Annotated in this window: 26 protein-coding genes; 24 read left to right on the plus strand and 2 right to left on the minus strand. The window is 38.1% G+C overall.

Annotation, left to right across the window (positions count from 1 at the left end; translation table 11 throughout):
* The first annotated feature begins 6 nt into the window (after positions 1–6).
* From xseA to recN, 9 genes are all read left to right on the plus strand, one after another.
* Positions 7–1,353: an exodeoxyribonuclease VII large subunit gene (gene xseA, locus IGI63_RS13350; RefSeq protein WP_311813083.1), complete on the plus strand. Its 1,347-nt coding sequence runs from the start codon at positions 7–9 to the stop codon at positions 1,351–1,353.
* A 1-nt stretch (position 1,354) separates the two neighbouring features.
* On the plus strand, positions 1,355–1,585 hold the full coding sequence (locus IGI63_RS13355) for an exodeoxyribonuclease VII small subunit (RefSeq protein ID WP_002355878.1): 231 nt from the start codon (positions 1,355–1,357) through the stop codon (positions 1,583–1,585).
* Entirely contained in the window at positions 1,585–2,466 is an 882-nt protein-coding gene (locus tag IGI63_RS13360) for a polyprenyl synthetase family protein (RefSeq protein WP_002355879.1), read from the plus strand. The genes IGI63_RS13355 and IGI63_RS13360 overlap by 1 nt, the downstream gene beginning before the upstream one ends.
* A 13-nt stretch (positions 2,467–2,479) precedes the next feature.
* Positions 2,480–3,295 (plus strand): TlyA family RNA methyltransferase, encoded by an 816-nt coding sequence (locus tag IGI63_RS13365; protein ID WP_002355880.1) that lies wholly within the window; start codon positions 2,480–2,482, stop codon positions 3,293–3,295.
* A 364-nt stretch (positions 3,296–3,659) separates the two neighbouring features.
* Positions 3,660–3,863 carry a hypothetical protein gene (locus tag IGI63_RS13370; protein WP_429975920.1) on the plus strand — a complete coding sequence of 68 codons (204 nt, stop codon included), beginning with the start codon at positions 3,660–3,662 and terminating at the stop codon, positions 3,861–3,863.
* Positions 3,864–4,072: 209 nt separating this feature from the next.
* Positions 4,073–4,225, plus strand: coding sequence for a matrixin family metalloprotease (locus tag IGI63_RS13375; RefSeq protein WP_429975921.1), 153 nt, complete (start codon positions 4,073–4,075; stop codon positions 4,223–4,225).
* Between the two features lie 4 nt (positions 4,226–4,229).
* Positions 4,230–5,096, plus strand: coding sequence for a hypothetical protein (locus tag IGI63_RS13380; protein ID WP_429975922.1), 867 nt, complete (start codon positions 4,230–4,232; stop codon positions 5,094–5,096).
* 131 nt (positions 5,097–5,227) lie between these two features.
* Complete coding sequence (locus IGI63_RS13385) at positions 5,228–5,677, plus strand: arginine repressor (RefSeq protein ID WP_002358881.1); 450 nt, start codon at positions 5,228–5,230, stop codon at positions 5,675–5,677.
* A 17-nt stretch (positions 5,678–5,694) separates the two neighbouring features.
* A complete protein-coding gene (gene recN, locus IGI63_RS13390; RefSeq protein ID WP_002394342.1) occupies positions 5,695–7,368 on the plus strand; it encodes a DNA repair protein RecN in 1,674 nt (557 codons plus the stop codon).
* A gap of 90 nt (positions 7,369–7,458) precedes the next feature.
* On the opposite strand, the gene IGI63_RS13395 is transcribed toward recN, so the two are convergent.
* Together IGI63_RS13395 and IGI63_RS13400 are read right to left on the minus strand one after the other, a co-directional pair.
* Entirely contained in the window at positions 7,459–7,569 is a 111-nt protein-coding gene (locus IGI63_RS13395) for a DUF4044 domain-containing protein (RefSeq protein ID WP_002383399.1), read from the minus strand.
* A 67-nt stretch (positions 7,570–7,636) separates the two neighbouring features.
* Positions 7,637–8,602, minus strand: a complete 966-nt coding sequence (locus tag IGI63_RS13400) for a magnesium transporter CorA family protein (protein WP_429975923.1) — start codon at positions 8,600–8,602, stop codon at positions 7,637–7,639.
* A 244-nt stretch (positions 8,603–8,846) separates the two neighbouring features.
* On the opposite strand from IGI63_RS13400, the gene IGI63_RS13405 reads away from it, so the two are divergent.
* From IGI63_RS13405 to IGI63_RS13475, 15 genes are all read left to right on the plus strand, one after another.
* On the plus strand, positions 8,847–9,239 hold the full coding sequence (locus IGI63_RS13405; protein WP_002383401.1) for a DUF3397 domain-containing protein: 393 nt from the start codon (positions 8,847–8,849) through the stop codon (positions 9,237–9,239).
* A gap of 233 nt (positions 9,240–9,472) precedes the next feature.
* Positions 9,473–9,958 (plus strand): division/cell wall cluster transcriptional repressor MraZ, encoded by a 486-nt coding sequence (gene mraZ, locus IGI63_RS13410; RefSeq protein WP_002383402.1) that lies wholly within the window; start codon positions 9,473–9,475, stop codon positions 9,956–9,958.
* 14 nt (positions 9,959–9,972) lie between these two features.
* Entirely contained in the window at positions 9,973–10,929 is a 957-nt protein-coding gene (gene rsmH, locus IGI63_RS13415; protein ID WP_002355891.1) for a 16S rRNA (cytosine(1402)-N(4))-methyltransferase RsmH, read from the plus strand.
* 16 nt (positions 10,930–10,945) lie between these two features.
* Complete coding sequence (gene ftsL, locus IGI63_RS13420) at positions 10,946–11,353, plus strand: cell division protein FtsL (RefSeq protein WP_002358883.1); 408 nt, start codon at positions 10,946–10,948, stop codon at positions 11,351–11,353.
* Complete coding sequence (locus tag IGI63_RS13425; protein ID WP_429975924.1) at positions 11,353–13,581, plus strand: penicillin-binding protein; 2,229 nt, start codon at positions 11,353–11,355, stop codon at positions 13,579–13,581. The genes ftsL and IGI63_RS13425 overlap by 1 nt, the downstream gene beginning before the upstream one ends.
* 27 nt (positions 13,582–13,608) lie before the next feature.
* A complete protein-coding gene (gene mraY / locus IGI63_RS13430) occupies positions 13,609–14,574 on the plus strand; it encodes a phospho-N-acetylmuramoyl-pentapeptide-transferase (protein WP_002395757.1) in 966 nt (321 codons plus the stop codon).
* A gap of 22 nt (positions 14,575–14,596) precedes the next feature.
* Entirely contained in the window at positions 14,597–15,967 is a 1,371-nt protein-coding gene (gene murD / locus IGI63_RS13435; protein ID WP_002358885.1) for a UDP-N-acetylmuramoyl-L-alanine--D-glutamate ligase, read from the plus strand.
* A gap of 4 nt (positions 15,968–15,971) precedes the next feature.
* Positions 15,972–17,063: an undecaprenyldiphospho-muramoylpentapeptide beta-N-acetylglucosaminyltransferase gene (gene murG / locus IGI63_RS13440; RefSeq protein WP_409533841.1), complete on the plus strand. Its 1,092-nt coding sequence runs from the start codon at positions 15,972–15,974 to the stop codon at positions 17,061–17,063.
* A gap of 8 nt (positions 17,064–17,071) precedes the next feature.
* On the plus strand, positions 17,072–18,196 hold the full coding sequence (locus IGI63_RS13445; RefSeq protein WP_429975925.1) for a cell division protein FtsQ/DivIB: 1,125 nt from the start codon (positions 17,072–17,074) through the stop codon (positions 18,194–18,196).
* Between the two features lie 173 nt (positions 18,197–18,369).
* A complete protein-coding gene (gene ftsA / locus IGI63_RS13450) occupies positions 18,370–19,692 on the plus strand; it encodes a cell division protein FtsA (RefSeq protein ID WP_429975926.1) in 1,323 nt (440 codons plus the stop codon).
* Between the two features lie 26 nt (positions 19,693–19,718).
* Complete coding sequence (gene ftsZ / locus IGI63_RS13455) at positions 19,719–20,951, plus strand: cell division protein FtsZ (RefSeq protein WP_002355899.1); 1,233 nt, start codon at positions 19,719–19,721, stop codon at positions 20,949–20,951.
* 16 nt (positions 20,952–20,967) lie between these two features.
* The gene (locus IGI63_RS13460; protein ID WP_002358890.1) at positions 20,968–21,645 is read left to right on the plus strand and encodes a YggS family pyridoxal phosphate-dependent enzyme; all 678 of its coding nucleotides are present in this window, start codon (positions 20,968–20,970) and stop codon (positions 21,643–21,645) included.
* 13 nt (positions 21,646–21,658) lie between these two features.
* Complete coding sequence (locus tag IGI63_RS13465; RefSeq protein WP_002355901.1) at positions 21,659–22,303, plus strand: cell division protein SepF; 645 nt, start codon at positions 21,659–21,661, stop codon at positions 22,301–22,303.
* A 28-nt stretch (positions 22,304–22,331) separates the two neighbouring features.
* On the plus strand, positions 22,332–22,589 hold the full coding sequence (locus IGI63_RS13470) for a YggT family protein (protein WP_002355902.1): 258 nt from the start codon (positions 22,332–22,334) through the stop codon (positions 22,587–22,589).
* Between the two features lie 26 nt (positions 22,590–22,615).
* Positions 22,616–23,398: an RNA-binding protein gene (locus IGI63_RS13475; RefSeq protein WP_002355903.1), complete on the plus strand. Its 783-nt coding sequence runs from the start codon at positions 22,616–22,618 to the stop codon at positions 23,396–23,398.
* Positions 23,399–23,418: the final 20 nt, after the last annotated feature.

The raw sequence follows: 23,418 nt of genomic DNA on the forward strand, positions 1-23,418 counted from the left end.
GAAAAAATGACGCAACAGTATTTAACAGTAACAGCCTTAACGAAGTATTTAAAACGTAAATTTGATGCAGACCCTTACTTAGGACGTGTCTATTTAACAGGTGAAATTTCGAACTTTCGCTTCCGAGCGAACGCGCATCAGTACTTCAGTTTAAAAGATGACCATGCGAAGATTTCTGCAATTATGTTTAAATCAGCCTTTCAAAAATTGAAGTTTCAACCAAAAGAAGGCATGAAAGTCATGGTGGTGGGGCGTATTTCGCTTTATGAAAACAGCGGCTCCTATCAAATTTATATTGAACATATGGAACCAGATGGTGTAGGTGCACTTTATCAAGCATTGGCAGAATTAAGAGAAAAACTAGGAAAAGAAGGACTTTTTGAAGGGCCTAAACAACAGTTGCCTCGTTATCCCAAACGAATCGCTGTGGTTACAAGTCCTAGTGGTGCTGTTATTCGGGATATCATTACGACAGTCAAAAGACGGTATCCGATTGCACAACTGGTCCTTTTTCCAACATTGGTCCAAGGCGAGCAGGCGGCGGATGACATTGTGCGGAACATTCAGCGAGCCGATGCGCAAGGCGATTTTGATACGATGATCATCGGCCGTGGCGGTGGTTCAATCGAGGATTTATGGCCATTTAATGAAGAAAAAGTGGCTCGAGCCATTCATGCTGCCACCACACCGATTATTTCATCGGTTGGTCACGAAACAGATGTGACAATTGCCGATATGGTAGCAGATGTTCGTGCAGCAACGCCAACGGCAGCAGCGGAACTAGCGGTACCAGTTTTAAATGAAGAACTATTAAGAATTAGTGAACGGCGTAGTCGTTTAGAACAAAGCTTTTTATATCTCTTACAACAACGAACAGAACGTTTCCAACGACTACAAAATTCTTATGTGTTTAAGCAACCTGAGCGACTTTATGAAGGTCAAACGATTAAATTAGATCGAATGACGCAACGTCTTTTCCAAGCAATGACAACAATTCATCACCAAAAACAACGTCAAGCCCAAGGAATTATCGCTCAATTGCAACAACAGACACCAAAGGGACAATTAAGAGAAAGTCAGCAACAATTGGCATTTTTACAACGAAACTTGCAAACACAAATGACACAATTGTTCCTAAACAAACAAAAGCAATTCACGTCTGCTGTTCAACAACTAGACTTACTCAGCCCACTCAAAATTATGGGTCGAGGATATAGTTATACTACAAAAGAGGAACGTGTCGTTAAAACTGTTACCGAGTTACAGCCAGCAGATCAATTAACGATTCATTATGCTGACGGTACAGTTCAAGCAAACGTCGAAACAATAACAGCGAAAAAAGAGGAGTTTTAACATGCCAGCAAAAGAAAAAACGTTTGAAGAATCATTAAATGCATTAGAAGAAATCGTTCAGCGCTTAGAACGAGGAGATGTTCCTTTGGAAGAAGCCTTAGCTGCCTTTCAAGAGGGCATGGCATTAAGTAAACAATGTCAAGATACATTGGAAAAAGCGGAAAAAACTTTAACGAAAATGATGACAGAAAACAATGAAGAAATTGTTTTTGAAGAGAGCGAGGAAGCGTAATGACGAATTTTAGTCAACAGCATTTACCGTTGGTTGAAAAAGTCATGGTCGATTTTATCGCAGAATATACTGAAAATGAGCGTTTGAAAGAAGCAATGCTCTACTCAATACACGCAGGTGGCAAACGATTACGCCCGCTATTAGTGTTAACAACAGTGGCCGCTTTTCAAAAAGAGATGGAAACACAAGACTATCAAGTGGCTGCCTCTTTAGAGATGATTCATACGTATTCATTAATTCATGATGATTTACCAGCAATGGACGATGATGATTTACGTCGTGGCAAACCAACCAATCATAAAGTGTTTGGTGAAGCGACTGCCATTTTAGCAGGGGACGGCTTATTAACAGGCGCGTTTCAGTTACTTTCTTTGAGCCAATTAGGCTTAAGTGAAAAAGTTTTACTGATGCAACAACTGGCAAAGGCAGCGGGGAATCAAGGCATGGTTGCCGGCCAAATGGGTGATATTGAAGGAGAAAAAGTCAGCTTGACTTTAGAAGAGTTAGCGGCTGTTCATGAAAAGAAAACTGGAGCGCTAATTGAATTCGCCTTAATTGCTGGGGGCGTATTAGCCAATCAAACAGAAGAAGTCATTGGTTTACTGACACAGTTTGCGCATCACTATGGCTTGGCTTTTCAAATTCGTGATGACTTATTAGATGCCACAAGTACAGAAGCAGATTTAGGTAAAAAAGTAGGCCGAGATGAAGCGTTGAATAAAAGTACGTATCCAGCTCTTCTAGGGATTGCTGGCGCGAAAGATGCGCTAACACATCAATTAGCAGAAGGCAGCGCTGTTTTAGAAAAAATCAAAGCAAATGTTCCCAACTTTTCAGAAGAACATTTAGCAAACTTGTTAACTCAGTTACAATTGAGATAGAAAGAAGGCACTTATGAAAAAAGAACGCGTCGATGTCTTGGCGTTTAATCAAGGACTATTTGAAACACGAGAAAAAGCCAAACGCAGCGTGATGGCTGGTTTGGTTTACAATGATAAAAATGAACGTTTAGATAAACCAGGGGAAAAAATTTCTGTGGAGACACCCTTACATACTAAGGGCCAAGTAATGCCTTATGTTTCTCGTGGGGGCTTAAAACTAGAGAAGGCACTAAATGTTTTTGCAATCAACGTTCAAGGCAAAACAATGCTAGATATTGGTTCCTCCACAGGTGGTTTTACCGATGTCGCTTTACAAAATGGGGCTCGTTTGAGTTACGCTTTAGATGTTGGCTACAACCAACTAGCATGGAAAATTCGGCAAGATGAACGCGTGGTGGTAATGGAACGTACCAATTTTCGCTATAGTAAACCCGAAGATTTCACCGAAGGGGTGCCGGATATTGCAACGATTGATGTTTCCTTTATTTCATTACGCTTAATTTTGCCACCTCTTCATGATATTTTGAAAAAAGGCGGTAGTGTGGTGGCGTTAATTAAGCCACAATTCGAAGCTGGCAAAGAGTTTGTTGGGAAAAAAGGAATCGTGCGTGATCCAGAAACCCATCAAATGGTTGTGGAGGAAATTACACGCTTTGCCATGAATAATGGTTATGATGTGAAAAACTTGGATTTTTCACCAATCACTGGTGGCGAAGGAAACATTGAATTTTTGGCACATTTAGTTTCTGTTGAGGGAGAAGGATCCTATCAAGCGACAGAATCCATTGAAGAAGTTGTCGCGCATGCGCATCAAAAATTAGCGGAATGATGAGAAAGGCAGCAAAGTTTGTAGACTAAGCAATTAAACAAAAAGGGATCTGAGACAGCCATTAGAAGTATAACTGTCTCAGGTCTTTTTTTATTTTATAAATGAATTAGTGAGACATTTAATAATGATAGAAAGGGATTTGAATAAAAATAGTCGTTGAATTGAACTTTATTAGTCCTTTTTTATCGTGATGAAATAACATTTTTAAGATATGTATCCTTTAAATAATAATTAAAAAAACATTGAAAATATTATTTAATCTTATTTTAATTTACTGGTGTATTTTTTAATGTTAAACTAAGGATAGTTCTGATCAGACAAACTATTTTAGTAAGACCAAGTAATTGAATAGAGAGGTAAAAAAATGAAAAAAATGAAAAAAATGAAGTTATTAATTTCTGGTTTTTTTGTAGCAATCGTTTTGGGTACTGGTGTTGATGCATTTGCAGCCTCTAGGTTTTCTGGCGTATTATCGAGAGGAATTAATGGAATTAGTTATTGGTTAGGACCAACCGCAACATTTGGTAATACCGATACAGCGATTAGAAATTGGATGTATACTCCGTAGGGGAATCCTTTGTATATTTATAAACAAGGAAATAACTATGGGACATCAATTGATTTTTATTCGAAAAGTTAAATCCGGGAATAGGTGGGGTTACAGATTTTTTTGATGGCAGAGACAGGATGATTGTAACTGGGATGCGAGAAGCTCCGCGAATAAACTATTACTATGCTAAAATTAATTATAATACTATGTATTCACGAGCTTCATCGATGAAAAATGGGACTATTGCTAGACATGAAATTGGGCATGCGCTCGGAATTGCACATTCAAATGGCATTATGACACGTTCTGTAAGTACTAATACAAATCTTGCTGTTGATAAACCGAATAATGATATCTTAGCAAGAATATATGGGTGGTGAAAAAATGAAAAAAAATCCCATAGTATTTTTGGTAGCGCTTTCTTTGTTGGCGTGCGCTTTCTTAATGATTAATTTCGTTAAAGAGAACGAGAAGAAACAAGTTGCTGCTGAAAAAATAACAACAACTTCCAATTCATTAAAGAAAAAAGCCTTGAAAAATAGTATTGATTCTTCAGAAAGAAAATATTATTCATATCTTGATGAAATTGACCAAAGTAAGGTTATTAATCAATCCGGTGGATCGCAACGACTGTTAATGTATAATCCTGAAATCCCAAAAGATATCCAATCTTTGTCAACAAATATTGTTATTGGCAAAGTTCTTTCTTTAGATAAAGCAGACGCGCCTGCTAATGATCCTAGTAGTCCTTATAATGGAGAAATCTACCCATACCCATGGACATTTGGAAAAATCCAAGTACTAAAAAATATTCAAGGCGAATTAGCACCTACGATTGAATTTGCGCGACCAGGCGGTATTATGGAAGAAGGGCGGATGTTTTTAAATGATGCGAAAGAAAATGTTGATAAATTGAATCGTGGACGTGCAACAAGACGAATGGCGCCAATTCAGAAAAGTCGTCAGCTTGTTGAAATACTACAGTATGAAGGAGATTTTTATTTAGCAGCTGGTGAGACCTATTTGTTTTATGTTTATTGGGATACGGAATGGAATAAGGGGTTAATAATGGGCTATCAATACGGTTCTTTACGTTTAGAAGACGAGCAGCAACCTGCTGAAGAATTAACCAAAAGGAATCGCCGAGCGATTGGCAAAACGTGGAATGTTGTCAATGAATCAACCAAAGAAACGACTAATTTAACTACCTATTTAAAAGATGAATTAGGAATTGAACTTCCAGCAGAATAGAAGTAGAGAATAACAAAAAGTCAGCGGAGCTTCCCTTGCTTTTTGTTATTCTTTTCTTTGTTTAGTCTTTTAAAATGCATAAAAATAAGCTATGATGAGGGCAAGAGTAAACTGAAAAGGAGAGCGGCGCCATGAGAAAGCAAGATAGACACCGTTTAATTACACGTTTATTGACTGAAAAAAATATTCAAAAGCAAGAAGATTTTGTCAACTATTTACAAGAAAAGGGCGTAGCTGTAACACAAGCAACAATTTCTCGCGACATTAAAGATATGAAACTAATTAAAGTTCCTTCTGCAGAAGGGGGTTATCGATATAGCCTTCCATTAGAAACACAAGCTAATACGAGTGCTAAACTTGCAAAGCTTTTAAAAGATGCCTTTGTAGCTGCAGAACAAATGGAAAAATATGTCGTATTACGAACCATTCCTGGCAATGCGGCGGCGTGTGGTAGTTTAATCGAAAAGAATTACCAAGAGAAACTTTTTGCCGTCATCAACGATGATGATAGTGTCCTCATGATTGCACGAACTGAGGAAGCAGCAGAAAAACTTCATAAAGAGCTGTTAAGCTATCTATAAAGAATGAGGTGAACAAGATGTTACAAGAACTTTCCGTGAAAAATTTTGCGATTATCTCTTCGTTACAATTAGAGTTTCAAATGGGTATGACCGTTTTAACGGGAGAAACGGGTGCGGGGAAATCCATCATTATTGATGCAATGGGATTACTCACAGGCGGACGCGGCTCCAGTGACTATATTCGTCAAGGAGCAAATAAATGCACCTTAGAAGGACTTTTTTCAATGCCGAAAAGTCAAGAATTAAAGAAATTATTAGAAGAATTAGGTATTGAAACAGAAGAAGATTCTTTAGTGATTCAACGAGATATTTCCGCTTCTGGTAAAAATGTTTGCCGTGTCAACGGACGGATTGTCAACATTACTAATTTAAAAAGAATTGGGGAATATTTAGTAGATATTCATGGCCAAAACGAACATCAAGAATTGATGCAAAGTGAACGCCATATTGATATGTTAGATGAATTTGGTGGGAAAAAACTTTTAGCAGTCAAAGAAAAATATACACAGGCGTATCAAGAGTATCGCGCACTCGAAGCCAAAGTCAGAAAGCGACAAAAAAATGAAAAAGAATTTGCCCAAAGAATGGACATGCTTCATTTTCAAAGTGATGAAATTGCTAGTGCACAGTTAGTCGCTGGCGAAGAAGAACAATTGTTAGAAGAACGCAATAAACTGAACAATTTTCAAAAGATTGCTGATGCACTGACGATTAGTTATGCCGCGCTAAATGGTGAAGACGATAGTAGTTTGGATAAAATCGGAACAAGTATGAATGAACTCGCTTCGATTGAATCCCTTGATCCAGAATATAAATCATTGTCAGATACTGTTCAAAATGCTTACTACTTACTACAAGAAGCTAGTGGAGATCTTTCTAGGTTGATTGATGGCTTAGAACTAGATGAAGGCCGCTTGAATGAAGTAGAAAATCGCTTGGAATTAATCCGTCAAATGAAACGTAAATATGGTGATTCGATCGAAACGATTTTATCTTACTATGAAGAAATTACCAAAGAGTTAGCAGAGGCTGATTTTTTGGAAGGCGGTACAGGTGACTTAGAAGCGTTGCTTGCAGAGAAACAACAAGCGGCTCATCAACAAGCGTTAGCTTTACGAAAAGAACGAAAGCGCCTAGCCAAAGAGCTCGAACAACAAATTTTAACCGAATTAAAAGAACTATATTTGGAGCGAACTGAATTTGAAGTCCGCTTTACAGAACTTGAGCATTTACAAGAAAATGGCTTAGACGGAGTAGAATTTTATATTACTACTAACCCAGGGGAACCATTAAAACCGTTAGTTCGGGTGGCTTCTGGCGGAGAACTTTCGCGAGTGATGTTGGCTATGAAAACAATCTTTTCTCAAACGCAAGGGATCACTAGTATTGTTTTTGATGAAGTGGATACAGGAGTTAGTGGCCGAGTAGCACAGGCGATTGCCGATAAAATTTATCAAATTTCAGAAAATTCGCAGGTGTTGTGTATCACGCACTTGCCACAAGTGGCGGCCGTTGCCGATGAACATTATTTTATTGAAAAAGAAATCGTGGCGGGTCGGACAGAAACAAGCGTCCGAATTTTATCTGAAAAAGAGCGAGTAAACGAAATTGCGCGTATGCTCGCAGGAAGTGAAATTACGAAATTAACCATTGAACATGCACAAGAGCTGTTGGCGATGGCGAAAAAATAGCCGCTCTATTTGAGCAAGTAAAAAAACAGCCCCTTCTATCAATTGAAGGGGCTGTTTTTTTACTTTTAATGTGTGAAAAAGTTCTCCAGTTTAAAGACTAAGAATCGCTGTTAAAACAGTTGAACCTACAATTGCGATCAGCATTAGCCAAACCACGACTTTCGTGATTTTTGAAAAGCGACTTTGTTCTTTGTCGTTCATAAATGACACGTCCTTTTTAATTTCTGCTAATAGTGTACAACCTTTTCCTGAAAACAGCAACCTAAAGTTATAAGAGATTCTTTTTCTTTAAAATTCGAATACTAATTATGCAGATTAAGGTAGTGATGGCAAAAATAATCCAAAAGGAATATTCATGCTCTGCAAAAGGGAGTTTCACATTCATGCCGTAAATTCCTCCGATGATGGTTGGAATGGTCAGGACAATTGTTAAGGATGTTAAAATTTTCATGACATTATTTAAGTTATTTGAAACGATTGCTGAAAAAGTATTACTAATGTTATCAACTAATTTTAGTTGTATTTTAGTCGTATTCAGTCCTTGTTCTAGTTCAATCAGAATATCCCTTAAAAATGGCAAATGTTTTTCTGGATGATTAAAAATTTCAGCGCTATATAAATGTTTTAATACTTTTAAATTATCCGTTAAAGCTGCTTCGAAATAAACTAGACTTTTTTGAATGTCCATAATCTGATACAATTGACTATTTTCTGTGGCTACTTGGAGCTCTCCTTCAAGTTTGTTGGTTTGTTGGATAAGTGCTTGTAAGTTTTTATTGAAGGAAAGGGCCATCTTCCATGAAAGGGCTAAAATTAAGGCCTTCTCAATAGAAAGATCTTGATGGGTGAACGCCTCTTTTTGGATCCCATGAACGATGTCGTTAGGCCCATTGCTAACAGTAATTAGTTTGTTATCGACGGTTGCGATTAAAGCAATCGACACCGTTTCTACTTGCAGATAGCCACTAGGACTGATACTAGCTTTGGGATAACGAAATAAAAGTAACGTAGGCGTTTGTAATTTTTCGTGGCGGAAACCTTCCACTCGAGCATTTTCTTCATCATCTAAAACGCCGGTAAGATAATCTGTTGGTAAGTGGTATTGATTGACGAGACGCTCGATTTCTTCTTCTGTAGGAGATTCTACCGAAATCCAACTTAGGGCTTCATCGTCTGGTGAACAAGGTTCAAAATAGTCATTTTTCAATAATAAATAATTAATCAAAAGATTCACCCCGAATCAACATTTTTTGTTCTAAATCCATTATAATAGAAGTATGACACAATACGAGAAGAAAAGCTTATAAAAAACATTCAAAAATAAGTGGCCGCGATAGGTGAGGCCTCGTTTTGAAAATGGTTTGATAAGTAATCCGTTTTTTATATGAAAAAGCAAGCAAAAAGGGCTTTTAGCACATATATTTAAACGAAATGAAACATCTGTGTAACGTTGATGAAGTATAGTTATAGCAGGTGGAATGAAAGGATTTGTTGAGAGAATGGTGTCGTTTTCGGCAATAATGTTATTTTGGTATATTTTTCCGGTAATTGTGCTCTTTGCGTGCAATTTTCTCGTGTCCACTTTTTCCCTAACGGAACGTTGGAAAATAAAAGCACCGGATTTGGCCATTCCGTTTTTATTCATAGGGATCCATGAGTTATCCAAAGATAGTTATGATGAATCGATTATGCCGTATTTTGTGATTTCTATTTTGTTATTAGGAGTCGCTGTTGCCCTGTTTCAAGCTTATTATTATGGAGAGATTTTATATAGACGATATTTCAAGATGTTTTGGCGGTTGACGTTTTTACTAACGTTTGTGTTGTATGTGTTGCTTATCTTGCTAAATATCAGTCATTATCTACTGTAATAAAGCGTGGAGACAATAGGGGAAATACGCTGTGGGAAAATGTCCCCCACAACTCCCCACTCCGTGGGGTTTTTTTGTTATTTGTGGGGTTATTTTATAAAAAACATAGTAAAAACCTTGTTATAATAACATTTTTTGTTGGGTGATGCTTGTTACATAAAACCCTGTAAATATTACAGAAATTTTAAATAACAGTTAAAAAATAGAAGTTTTTAGATTTATAGTGGTAGAAAGTGGTGGGATGTGGTAGACTTGTTCTATCAAGTGGAAAAGCGGGTGTATTGGCTATGCTTATGGGTGAATACCAACATAATATCGATGCCAAAGGCCGCCTAATCGTTCCATCAAAGTTTCGTGAGGAACTTGGTGAAAAATTTGTGGTAACGAGAGGGATGGATGGCTGTTTATTTGGTTATCCTTTAAATGAATGGTCACAACTTGAAGCAAAACTTCAAGAAATGCCCTTAGCTAAGAAAGATGCACGTACCTTTGTACGATTCTTTTATTCCGCTGCAACAGAATGTGAGATTGATAAGCAAGGTCGTATCAATATTCCGGCGAATTTACGAACACATGCCAGTTTAGAAAAAGGCTGTGTTGTTATCGGCGTCTCTAACCGAATTGAAATTTGGAGTGACGAACGTTGGCATGCATTCTCTGATGAAGCTGAAGAAAACTTTGATGAATTAGCAGAAACAATGATTGATTTTGGATTTTAGGAATGAGGCAAATGATGACTGAAGAATTTCGCCATTACACCGTTCTTTTAAAAGAAACAGTGGATGGATTACAAGTGAAGCCGGATGGCGTATACGTAGATTGCACACTCGGTGGTGCCGGACATAGTGAATACTTACTGACACAATTGAATGAGCACGGTCATTTATATGCCTTTGATCAAGACCAAAAAGCGTTGGCACATGCTAAGACTCGTTTGCAGAAATATGTAGACAAAGGTCAAGTGACCTTCATCAAATCAAATTTTAGAAATATTAAAGAAGAATTGGCAGAACACGGGGTGTTCCACGTTGATGGGATTCTATACGATCTAGGTGTTTCTTCACCACAATTAGATGAAGCAGAACGTGGTTTTAGCTATCATCAAGACGCGCCCTTAGATATGCGCATGGATCAAGATGCACCCTTGACGGCTCGCGAAGTGGTGAATACGTATAGCTATAGTGAGTTAGTAAAAATTTTCTTTCGTTATGGGGAAGAGAAATTTTCGAAACAGATTGCTCGAGAAATTGAACGTGTTCGCGAAAAGCAACCAATTGAAACAACAGGTGAACTTGTTGAGATTATTAAGACGGCGATTCCAGCTCCAGCAAGACGCAAAGGTGGACATCCTGCAAAACGAATTTTCCAAGCAATTCGCATTGCCGTTAATGATGAATTAGGGGCAGTTGAAGAGTCGCTAGAACAAGCAATTGATTTGCTAGCGAAAAATGGCAGAATCAGTGTGATTACGTTCCATTCGTTAGAAGATCGTATCGTTAAAACAATGTTTAAAGAATACAGTACGGTACAAGATTTGCCACCAGGCATTCCAGTGGTACCAGAAGAATTTCAACCAGAATTAAAAGTAATTACCAGAAAACCAATTTTACCAAGTGACAGTGAGTTATCTGAGAATAATCGTTCACGAAGTGCGAAGTTACGCATTGCCGAAAAAATAAAATCTAGATAGAGAGAGGGGTAGACACATGGCTGAATTGAAGAAAGTAAATGATTTCCATTATGAAGCACCAGAAATGGATCAGCCAACTGTGGCAACAGAGCAAGACAGAAAAATGCAAGAGGAAACACTACCTGTCCCCACTCTATTACCCAAAAAGAAACTAAAAAATGTCTCTTTACTAGAAAAATTAATCGGTGTTGTATTAGTTTGTGCAACGATTGGTATTGCAATTGCGACAATTCAAGTAAGAACGACAATTGTCCAAACCATGAACGATATTACAGAAACACAAGCAGTCATTAAAGAAAAGGAAGATAACGCTTTGAAATTGGAACAAGAAAGAAGCGAACTTTCTAAATCAGATCGAATCAAAGATGTCGCTAAAAAACAAGGACTAGAAAATAACGGCGACAATGTTAGGACTGTTAAATAATGAGTAAAAGACATAAATTTAAACAATTCATGAAAAAGAAAAACTTAAATCCGATGAACAATCGTAAAAAAGTAGGCATCATTTTATTCGCTACGAGTATTGGATTGTTCTTTTTATTTGCCTTTAGAACGACATACATTGTGGCAACAGGCAAAGTAGCAGGTGTATCACTAAAGGAAAAAACAGCTTCTCTATATGAAGGAAGCCAAGTGGTAAAAGCTAAGCGAGGATCAATTTTAGATCGATATGGTAATCCAATCGCAGAAGATGCTACTTCTTATTCGTTATATGTCGTATTATCAAAAAAATATACGGGACAAAATAATGAAAAGCTCTATGCGGAGAAAAAAGACTTCGATGATATTGCTGAAATTTTAGCGAAATATACCAAACTAGACAAAAAAACAGCATTGAAATACTTGAATAATGGGATCCATGAAGATGGGTCAACACAATATCAAGTGGAATTTGGTACGGGTGGTCAAAACATCACCTTGGAAACACGCCAAAAAATTGAAGCAGATTTGAAAAAGAAAAAAATCTCAGGTGTTTATTTCAATGAACATCCAGCCAGATTATATCCCAATGGGCAGTTTGCTTCTCACTTTATTGGCTATACAAAAGCAGCCAATCCAGATGATGATAAAGAAGGCTTAGTAGGCGCGATGGGACTAGAACAGGCCTATAATGATATTTTAAGCGGAACCGATGGCCGTGTGTATTTTGAAAAAGATATTTACGGTAATGCCTTACCAGGAACTGTGGCGGAAGAGAAAAAAGCAGTGGATGGTCAAGATATTTACACAACGCTAGATAGTCGCTTGCAAAATACCTTAGAAGATTTGATGACGCAAGTTAATGAAAAATATGAACCAGTTTCTATGACTGCCATGTTAATGGAAGCAAAAACAGGCGAAATTGTTGCCATGTCTCAACGGCCAACATTTAATCCTGAAACGAAACAAGGATTAGACAATAATGGCACGTGGCAGAACCTATTGGTTGAAAGTCCGTATGAACCTGGCTCAACACTTAAATTATTTACGTCGGCGGCGGCCATTGAGCAAGGATTGTTTAATCCAAATGAATCATTTAACCGCGTAGGTGGCATCACTGTTGGTGATAGGACAATTAACGACCATGATGTCGGCAATTTAAAAGACAAAACGTCTTTAACTTATCGTCAAGCTATTTCTTGGTCTAGTAATATCGGAATGGTGAACTTGGAACAACGAATGGGTGGCGACAAGTGGGTCGAATATTTGAAAAAATTTGGGTTTGGTTCAAGCACACATTCAGGTTTAACTTCAGAACACACTGGGAAACTTCCAGATAATAATATTGTTGATCGGGCCAATTCAGCTTTTGGTCAAGGGATTACGGTTACTAATTTCCAAATGATGAAAGGTTTCTCAGCTATTGCAAATGACGGTTCAATGTTGCAACCTCATTACATCAGCAAAATTGTTGACAAAAATACAGGAAAAGAAACGATTACGGAACCACAAATCGTAGGAACCCCAATCAAAGCGCAAACAGCTCAACAGATTCGTACGTACATGATTGATACTGTTGAAGACCCGACTTACGGGATTGCGTATGATATTTATAAAGTGCCAGGCTATCATGTTGCTGCCAAAACAGGAACTGCTCAGATTTCAGATGGTAAAGGGTACGTTGATGGAGCAAGTCAAGTCTTGTCTTCTGTAGTGGAAATGGTCCCAGCGGATAATCCTGAATATGTTTTGTATATTACACTTAGACAAGCAAAATCAGGTTCGCCTTCAGAAGCAATGGCGGCAATTGCAAATCCATTAATGAAATTAGCGTTAGACATTAAAGAGACAGATCCGGAAACAACGAAAGTAGCTTCTGATAAAGTCACAGTTGCTGATTATAAAAACATGACACCAGCGGAAGCGTTGGCCAATGCCAAAGTGAACGGGGTTGATCCTGTGATTATCGGCGATGGTGAAAAAATCAAGAAACAATCAACGCCGGCTGGTCAAACATTAATGCCTAATCAGAAATTGATTTTGATCACAAATGGAACGAACTATATGCCTGATTTAACCGGCTGGTCGAAGAGCGATGTTACCAAGTTTGGTGATCTATTAGGTTTGACTGTCGAGTTTAAAGGTGAAGGCTATGTGACGAAACAAAGTATCGCTGCTGAAACTGAAATTACGGAGAAAAAATTAACCGTGACTTTAGAAGGCACAGAATAATAACGTAGAATAATTAGGAGAGATAACATGGAGTGGACACAGATTTTTATTCCCATAGTGGTGAGTTTTGCCATTACAGTGAGCGTAATGCCACTATTCATTGGCTATTTTCAAATGAAAAAACAAGGGCAGGTTACTCGTGAAGATGGCCCAACTTGGCATAGCGTGAAAACAGGTACCCCTACAATGGGGGGAGTCGTTTTCCTTGTAGCCAGCTTGATTACTTCATTAGCAATGGGGTTGTTTTTCCACCAATTTACGCCGTCTCTACTAATTATTCTATTTATTTTAGTATTATACGGTTTGCTAGGTTATTTAGATGATTTCATTAAAGTCTTTAAAAAACGGAACATGGGCTTGAATTCTCGTCAAAAATTAATTGGTCAAATTTTTGGTGGGGTGGTTTTCTACTTTGTTTATCGAAGTGAAGGCTTTTCAGACACCTTAGATTTGTTTGGAGTAGCAGAAGTTCCGTTAGGTATTTTTTATGGCGTGTTTATTATTTTTTGGTTAGTCGGTTTTTCTAATGCCGTGAATTTGACAGATGGGATTGATGGCTTAGTTGCTGGTTTAGGAACAATTTCATTTGGTACTTATGCAATTATTGCCTGGAAACAACAACAATTTGATGTTGTGATTATCTGCCTAAGTGTGATTGGTGGGCTGATTGGCTTTTTCCCTTATAATAGAAAACCAGCAAAAATCTTCATGGGTGATGTTGGTTCATTAGCATTAGGTGGATTGTTAGCAGCAATTTCAATTATTTTGCATCAAGAATGGACGCTACTTTTAATTGGACTTGTCTACGTTTGTGAAACAGCAAGTGTTATTTTACAAGTTGCTTCATTTAAATTATTTGGTCGACGGATTTTTAAAATGTCACCAATTCATCACCATTTTGAAATGTGTGGTTGGTCTGAATGGAAAATTGATTTTGTCTTTTGGTCTGTCGGTTTAATCTGTTCAGGAATCACATTATGGATTCTTTTCTAATCTATCAAAGGGGAAATTGACAATGAAAAAAATAACAACCTATCAAAACAAAAAAGTGTTGGTTTTAGGACTAGCTAAAAGTGGTGTCAGCGCAGCGAAACTCTTACATGAGTTAGGTGCGCTCGTTACCGTTAATGACGCAAAACAATTTGATCAAAACCCTGACGCCCAAGATTTATTAACCTTGGGTATTCGTGTTGTTACAGGGGGGCATCCAATTGAATTGTTGGATGAAGAATTTGAACTAATCGTTAAAAATCCTGGTATTCCTTATACAAATCCACTTGTGGCAGAAGCACTAACTCGGAAAATTCCTATCATAACTGAGGTGGAATTAGCAGGTCAAATTGCCGAATGTCCAATTGTCGGCATTACGGGCACCAATGGCAAAACAACCACGACCACGATGATTGGTTTATTGCTAAACGCTGACAGAACGGCTGGTGAGGCACGTTTGGCGGGAAATATTGGTTTTCCAGCGAGTACGGTTGCTCAAGAAGCAACGGCCAAGGATGATCTTGTGATGGAACTTTCTAGTTTTCAGTTAATGGGAATTGAGACGTTTCACCCACAAATTGCAGTAATTACAAATATTTTTGAAGCACACTTGGATTATCATGGTTCGCGGAAAGAATATGTTGCTGCAAAATGGGCCATTCAAAAAAACATGACCGCAGAGGACACCTTGATTTTAAATTGGAATCAAGTAGAGCTTCAAACGTTAGCCAAAACCACAGCTGCCAACGTATTGCCTTTTTCAACGAAAGAAGCAGTAGAAGGGGCTTATCTTTTAGATGGGAAATTATATTTCAATGAAGAATATATTATGCCCGCCGATGAGCTAGGGATTCCTGGCAGTCACAATATTGAAAATGCACTCGCAGCGATTTGTGTAGCTAAATTAAAAAATGTATCGAATGCTCAGATTAGACAAACTTTGACAAACTTTTCAGGCGTTCCCCATCGAACGCAATTTGTTGGCGAAGTTCAGCAAAGACGTTTTTATAACGATTCAAAAGCAACCAATATTTTAGCTACAGAGATGGCGTTAAGTGGGTTTGACAACCAAAAGCTACTTTTACTTGCGGGTGGCTTGGATCGTGGTAACTCATTTGATGAATTGGTTCCTGCTCTGCTGGGACTCAAAGCAATTGTTTTATTTGGAGAAACCAAAGAAAAATTGGCGGAAGCTGCTAAAAAAGCGAACATTGAAACAATTTTATTTGCTGAAAATGTTCAAACGGCGGTTACCATTGCCTTTGATTATTCGGAAAAAGATGATACTATTTTACTATCACCTGCTTGCGCAAGTTGGGACCAATACCCGAATTTTGAAGTACGCGGGGAAGCCTTTATGCAAGCTGTTCAACAATTAAAAGAAAGTGAAATGTGAGAAAATGAAGATACTAGTAACTGGTGGTGGCACAGGTGGGCATATCTATCCTGCGTTATCCTTCGTCGAACACGTCAAAAAAGAAGCACCTGCAACAGAATTCTTGTATGTGGGAACAGAAAATGGTCTAGAAAGTCAAATTGTGCCAAAGGCGAAAATTCCATTTAAAACGATTAAAATTCAAGGATTCAAGCGTTCGCTAAGTCCTCAAAATTTTAAAACAATTTATTTATTTTTAACAAGCATTAATAAAGCAAAAAAAATTATTCGTGAATTTCAACCAGATGTGGTCATTGGTACAGGCGGTTATGTTTCTGGTGCAGTAGTTTATGCGGCCCACCAATTAAAAATACCGACAATTATTCATGAACAAAATAGTATCCCTGGAATGACAAATAAATTTTTAAGTCGTTATGTGGATAAAATTGCGATTTGTTTTCCGGATGTCGCTAGTTTTTTCCCGAAAGAAAAAACAATTTTAACAGGGAACCCGCGGGGACAAGAAGTCGTAACGGTGGAAAAGTCAGCTATTTTATCAGAGTTTGGCTTGGATCCAGCAAAGAAAACGGTGGTTTTATTTGGCGGAAGTCGTGGTGCCTTGAAAATCAATCAAGCGTTTGAACAGGCCTTTCCTTTGTTTGAAGAGAGAGAGTATCAAGTTTTATACGCTTCAGGAGAAAGATATTATCAGGAACTTCAAGAAAGTCTAAAGCTTTCTGAAAAGAAATTGACAAACATAAGTGTGCAACAGTATATTGATAAAATGGTTGAAGTGATGGCTAATACCGATTTAATGGTGGGACGTGCAGGAGCAACCTCAATTGCGGAGTTCACCGCATTAGGATTACCAGCAATTTTAATTCCGAGTCCTTACGTCACGAATGATCATCAAACGAAAAACGCGCAAAGCTTAGTAAAAGTTGGTGCTGTTGAAATGATTCCAGATGCAGAATTGACCGGCGCTCGTTTAGTTGCGGCAATAGATGATATTTTATTAAACAATGAAAAAAGACAACAGATGGCAACGGCGTCCAAAGGGGAAGGCATCCCAGATGCAAGTGATCGTTTGTATCAAGTTGTGAAAACGTTAGTCTGAGATAGGAGGTGTGGAAGATTAGTAACGAGAACGATATATTCAAAAAAAGAAAACCATTACCTCCAAAAAAATCGGAAGAGTCTCAACCTGAACTGACACCTTGGCAAAAACAAAACCAAGAATATTTGAAGAAGCAAGCGGAAGAAGCTGCTTCAAAAGGTGAAAACGAACAAGCAGAAGTCACCATCACTTTACAAGAACAAAGTCAAGAAGAGCCTCAACAACATCTTCCACAAGAAACAGTGGAAGAAGAGGAGCATTTTGCAGATCGTTTACCGAACGTTAAGAAAACACGGAACAAGCGCTTATATAGGCGTTTAGCCTTTATTTTAACTTGTTTAGGGACAGCCATTTTAGTGGCATTGTATTTTGTTTCGCCTCTTAGTCGATTGAGTGAAGTAAAAGTTTCAGGTAACAAAAGTGTGGAGAGTCAAGCGATTATTCAGCAGTCAAAACTTGAAACGGGCAGTGGCTTATGGGAGCAGTATTCAAATAGAAATTATTTTTCTGCAAATATTCAGAAAAAGTTTCCAATTATAAAAAAGGCGAACATTAAGTTAAATGGTATTAATTCATTTAAAATTGATATTCAAGAGTATCAAATTGTCGCTCTTGCTGCGACTAAAGGCGGCTATCATCCGATTTTAGAGAATGGTAAAACTTTGGCGGAAACCACCAAAGCTGCTGAAAGTGGCAAACCAATTTTTGAGAATTTCAAAGAGGATAAATTAATCCCTGAATTAATGGCCTCTTACAACAAATTACCTCAAGAAATTAAACAAGGAATTTCAGAAATTAAATATGCACCATCCAAAACCAATAAAGACTTGATTAATGTCTATATGAATGATGGAAACCGAGTGATTGTTAATATTTCTGATTTAAGTGAAAAAATGGCTTATTATTCACAAGTAGCCGAGCAAATGGACAAACCTGGAATCGTTGATATGGAAGTCGGCATTTTTTCTTATCCGTATGAAAAAGAAAGTGAAGAAACGGGCAGTGAAGTTTCCGAAGATTCAGCGGTTGAAAATCAAGAAGTTGTGGACCCAAATGCAGGCGTAGCAACGGATGAAGCGAATAACGGTACGCCGACAAATGGAGAAAATCAAGAAGTGCAACAAGCAGAATAAGTTTTTTACAAAAATGTTTCAAAAATTAACGAACAAATTCGTATAATCTGCTTTCTAAAACCCCCATTTTTATGGTAAAATTGGAAGAAGTGAATAATACTAAAAAAGAGATAGTTAAACGGACGCCTTTGTCCGCTTAGATATTGGAATTAATAGGAGGAGGAATTCCGTTTATGGCAAAAACAGGAATGTATGTAGGCCTCGATATTGGTACAACTTCTGTCAAAGTAGTTGTCGCTGAATATATTGAAGGTCAAATGAACATCATCGGCGTTGGAAATGCAAAATCAGACGGTTTGAATCGAGGGATTGTCGTCGATATTGATCAAACAGTTCAAGCAATCCAACGGGCCGTTCGACAAGCCGAAGAAAAAGCCGGCATTCAAATTAAAAGCGTAAATGTTGGATTACCAGCGAATTTATTAGAAGTAGAAAGCTGTCAAGGAATGATAGCTGTTAGCAGTGAATCAAAAGAAATTACAGATGAGGATGTGCGCAACGTCGCATCTGCAGCTTTGGTTCGTTCAACTCCTCCTGAACGTCAAATTGTTGCAATCTTACCGCAAGAATTTACCGTCGACGGCTTTGAAGGCATCAAAGACCCACGTGGAATGCTTGGCGTTCGCATGGAGATGTTTGGCGTTGTCTATACTGGACCAAAAACAATCATCCATAACATCCGTAAATGTGTTGAAAAAGCTGGCTTAGGAATTAACGAATTAGTGATTACACCGCTTGCTTTAACAGAAACAATTTTAACAGATGGCGAAAAAGACTTTGGAACAATTGTCATTGATATGGGTGGCGGTCAAACAACGACATCTGTTATCCACGACAAACAATTGAAATTTACTCATGTTAACCAAGAAGGCGGCGAGTTCATCACGAAAGATATCTCAATCGTATTGAATACTTCTTTTAACAACGCCGAAGCCTTAAAAATTAATTATGGGGATGCTTATCCAGAAAGAACTTCAGCAAACGAAGAGTTTCCTGTTGATGTTATCGGTAAGTCAGAGCCTGTAAGAGTGGATGAACGTTACCTTTCAGAAATTATTGAAGCGCGTGTGGAACAAATTTTGAGAAAATCAAAAGAAGTTCTGGATGAAATTGATGCGTTTGAATTACCTGGAGGCGTTGTATTAACTGGTGGTGCCGCTAGTATGCCAGGTATTGTCGATTTGGCGCAAGAAATTTTTGAAGCCAACGTAAAACTATACGTACCAAATCACATGGGCTTACGTAACCCAGTCTTTGCTAATGTCATTAGCATTGTGGAATATTCAGCGCAACTAAACGATATTTATCACATTGCCAAATATGCAATCCCTGGTGAAAAATCGAAACCAGCACAATCAGTCGCTGTCCAACAAGAAGTTCGCTATGACACATATGCTGAACAGCCTCAAGAAGAATACGAAGAATTCAACGAACGTGAGTCTGGTGAAAAAGTGACAGGCAAAATCAAAGACTTCTTCTCGAACATTTTCGACTAATCACATAAACAGGAGGATACGATATCATGGAATTTTCATTAGACAATAACATTAACAACGGTGCAGTCATTAAAGTTATCGGTGTAGGTGGCGGCGGCGGAAACGCTGTAAACCGTATGATCGAAGAAAACGTTAAAGGCGTGGAATTTATCACAGCCAATACAGACGTTCAAGCATTAAAACATTCAAAAGCAGAAACAGTGATTCAATTAGGCCCTAAATACACTCGTGGTTTAGGTGCTGGTTCACAACCTGAAGTTGGCCAAAAAGCTGCAGAAGAAAGTGAACAAGTGATTTCAGAATCATTACAAGGCGCGGATATGATTTTCATTACTGCTGGTATGGGTGGCGGAACTGGTACAGGTGCTGCCCCAGTAGTTGCAAAAATCGCTAAAGAATTAGGCGCTTTAACAGTTGGTGTAGTAACTCGTCCATTTAGTTTTGAAGGTCCAAAACGTGGTCGTTTTGCCGCTGAAGGAATTGCCTTATTAAAAGAAAACGTTGATACACTACTAATTATCTCAAACAACCGCTTATTAGAAGTCGTTGACAAGAAAACGCCAATGCTTGAAGCATTTAGAGAAGCTGATAATGTATTACGTCAAGGTGTTCAAGGGATTTCAGATTTAATCACTGCACCAGGTTACGTAAACTTGGACTTTGCTGACGTGAAAACAGTGATGGAAAACCAAGGAACAGCTTTAATGGGAATTGGTGTAGCGAGCGGCGAAGAACGTGTAATTGAAGCAACGAAAAAAGCTATTTCTTCACCATTGTTAGAAACATCAATCGATGGTGCGGAACAAGTCTTATTAAACATTACTGGTGGCTTAGATATGACCTTGTTTGAAGCGCAAGATGCTTCAGATATCGTTACAAATGCTGCTTCAGGTGATGTGAACATCATCCTAGGTACATCAATCAATGAAGATTTAGGCGACGAAATTCGTGTAACAGTAATCGCTACAGGTATTGATGAATCAAAAAAGGATAGAAAACCGCACCGTCAAACAAGACAAGCGGTTCAACCAATGCAACAAACAACTCAATCTGTGGAAATGGATCAACCAAAATCACAAGAAGAAGCAAGTGCTTTTGGCGATTGGGATATTCGCAGAGAACAAAATACACGTCCAAAAGTTGATGAATCTTCATTAGAACAAGTAGACAAAAAAGAATTTGACACATTCCACCGTGAAGAACCAAATCACAATGATGACGAATTAAGTACGCCACCATTTTTCCGCAGAAAACGATAAGGAGCATCGATTAGAAATGATAGCTGAAAACTTAACAAATATTAATAATCAACTTCAGCTAGCATGCAAAAGCTCACAGCGCTCTGTTGCTGATGTGACAATGATTGGCGTCACTAAATCAGTAGGAATTGAGGAAGCAGCAGAGCTTGTTCAGCTTGGTGTCCAGAATTTAGCTGAAAACCGAGTAGATAAGTTACTAGAAAAGAAAGCTGGATTGGAAAAATTTAATGATATTCAGTGGCATTTAATTGGTAATTTACAACGTAGGAAGGTAAAATTAATTATTAATGAGATAGATTATTTTCATGCATTAGATAGTCTGAGTCTAGCCAAAGAAATTCAAAAAAGAGCAACGAAAGTTATTCGTTGTTTTGTTGAAGTGAATATAACTGGGGAAGAAAGCAAGCACGGCTTTCGTAAAGAAGACGTCTTACCTTTCATTCAAGAACTTGCTGATTTGGACAAAATTCAAATCGTCGGTCTAATGACTATGGCACCTTTTGGGGCAAGTGAAGAAGTATTACATGCAACATTTAGAGAATTAAAAGAGCTGCAAATGACCGTAAATGAGAAACATTTATCTTTTGCTCCTTGTACAGAACTTAGCATGGGAATGAGTAACGATTTCCCAATCGCAGTTGAAGAAGGTGCAACTTTTATACGAATCGGAACAGCGTTATTCAGAGATGCGTAAAGGAGAGGAATTTATGTCAATTTTTAACAAGGATGCGTTATCGAGCTTTTTTGGCTTATCTGGCGAAGAAGATGATTATTATGATAACTACGAAGAATATGAAGAGCGCAAAGCAGTTAATGAACCACCGCGTCGTGCAGCTCGGCCTAAACCACAACGCCCTGTTCAACAACAGGAAAGTTACAGTCAGCCAGCTTATACACAACAAAGTGAGCCTGTAGTTGAAAAACCTTCTGCACGCTATCGTTCTGCTGAAGCGCATCAAGAAAGAGACACACAACAAGCTGCTTACACAGAGAAAAAAGTGGTTTCTATGCGTAGTTCTAATCAATCAGCGACTACGAATACAAGACGAGCACAAGAAAGCACCGCCAATGCAAAAACACATAAAATTACTATTATTGAACCACGTGTGTATTCAGAAGCAATGAGCATTGCGAAACATTTATTTGCTGAAGAAGCTGTGCTAGTTAATTTTACATTAGTAGAAGAAGACCAAGCACGACGCATCGTTGATTTCTTAACTGGTACTGTGTATGCTTTAGACGGAGATATTCAGCGCGTTGGCAATGAAATCTTCTTATGCACACCAGCGAATATGGAAATTGATAGTGCGACAGCACAATCTTTAGCCAACAAACAATTCTTTGATTTCTAAGCCTTAGGGAGGTGTTATTATCGCAACACTGATTACTCTATTATACAAAGGCGTTCAAATCTATTCAGGATTACTAGTGATTTACGCGCTACTTTCATGGTTTCCAGGAGCATATGATTCTGCTTTCGGGCGTTTGCTCTCTAGAATTTGTGAACCATACTTAAGTTTGTTTGACCGTTTGAATTTAAGGATTGGAATGGTTGGATTTAACGTAATGGTAGGGATTATTGTCCTTAACCTAGCAGCGGGTGGCTTAGCAGTCATTTTACGAGCTATTGTTTATTAATAACTTTTAGAAAGGATGATTTATCTATGAACGCAAATGTGTATCAACATTTCCGCAAAGATGAACATCCTTTTATTGACACTGTCGGGGATTGGCTAGAGCAAGTGGAGATGCAATACGCGCCTTATTTGACAGACTTTCTTGATCCTAGACAGGCGTATATTTTGGAAACGTTGATTCGACAAAACAGTGATTTATCGTTTACTTTTTATGGTGGTTATGAGCAAGCAGAACGAAAACGCTGCTTGATTTATCCAGCGTATTACATACCAGAAGAGACAGATTTTGGTGTTGTATTATTTGAAATTATTTATCCATCTAAATTTGCGACATTATCTCATGGGAAAATTTTAGGCACCTTGATGAATGTTGGGGTTCGTAGGGAAGCCTTTGGAGATATTATTTCCGATGGTGATAAGTGGCAGGTTTTTATAGCACAAGAAGTAGCTGGCTTCGTTGTTAACCAAGTCGACAAAATTGGTAAAATTACTGTTCGTTTAGAAGAGCGGGATTATACACAAATTTTGATACCGAAGGATGGTTGGCAGGAAGAGCGAACGACTATGAGCTCTTTGCGGCTGGATAGTGTGATTTCCGCCGTATTTAATATTTCAAGGCAGCGATCAAAACAATTGATCGAATCTGGTAAAGTAAAAGTCAATTGGACAGAAACGACACGACCAGATTTTGCTTTAGACTTATTAGATATTGTTTCGATACGGGGATTTGGGCGCCTTCAGATTCAAGAATTAGAAGGAAAAACAAAGAAAGAAAAATTTCGTGTCCTCTTAGGGGTATTGAGAAAATAATCTCGAACTTTTGTTTAAGA

Origin of the sequence: Enterococcus sp. DIV0086, assembly GCF_050498705.1 — a bacterium.
GTDB classification, from domain to species: domain Bacteria; phylum Bacillota; class Bacilli; order Lactobacillales; family Enterococcaceae; genus Enterococcus; species Enterococcus faecalis.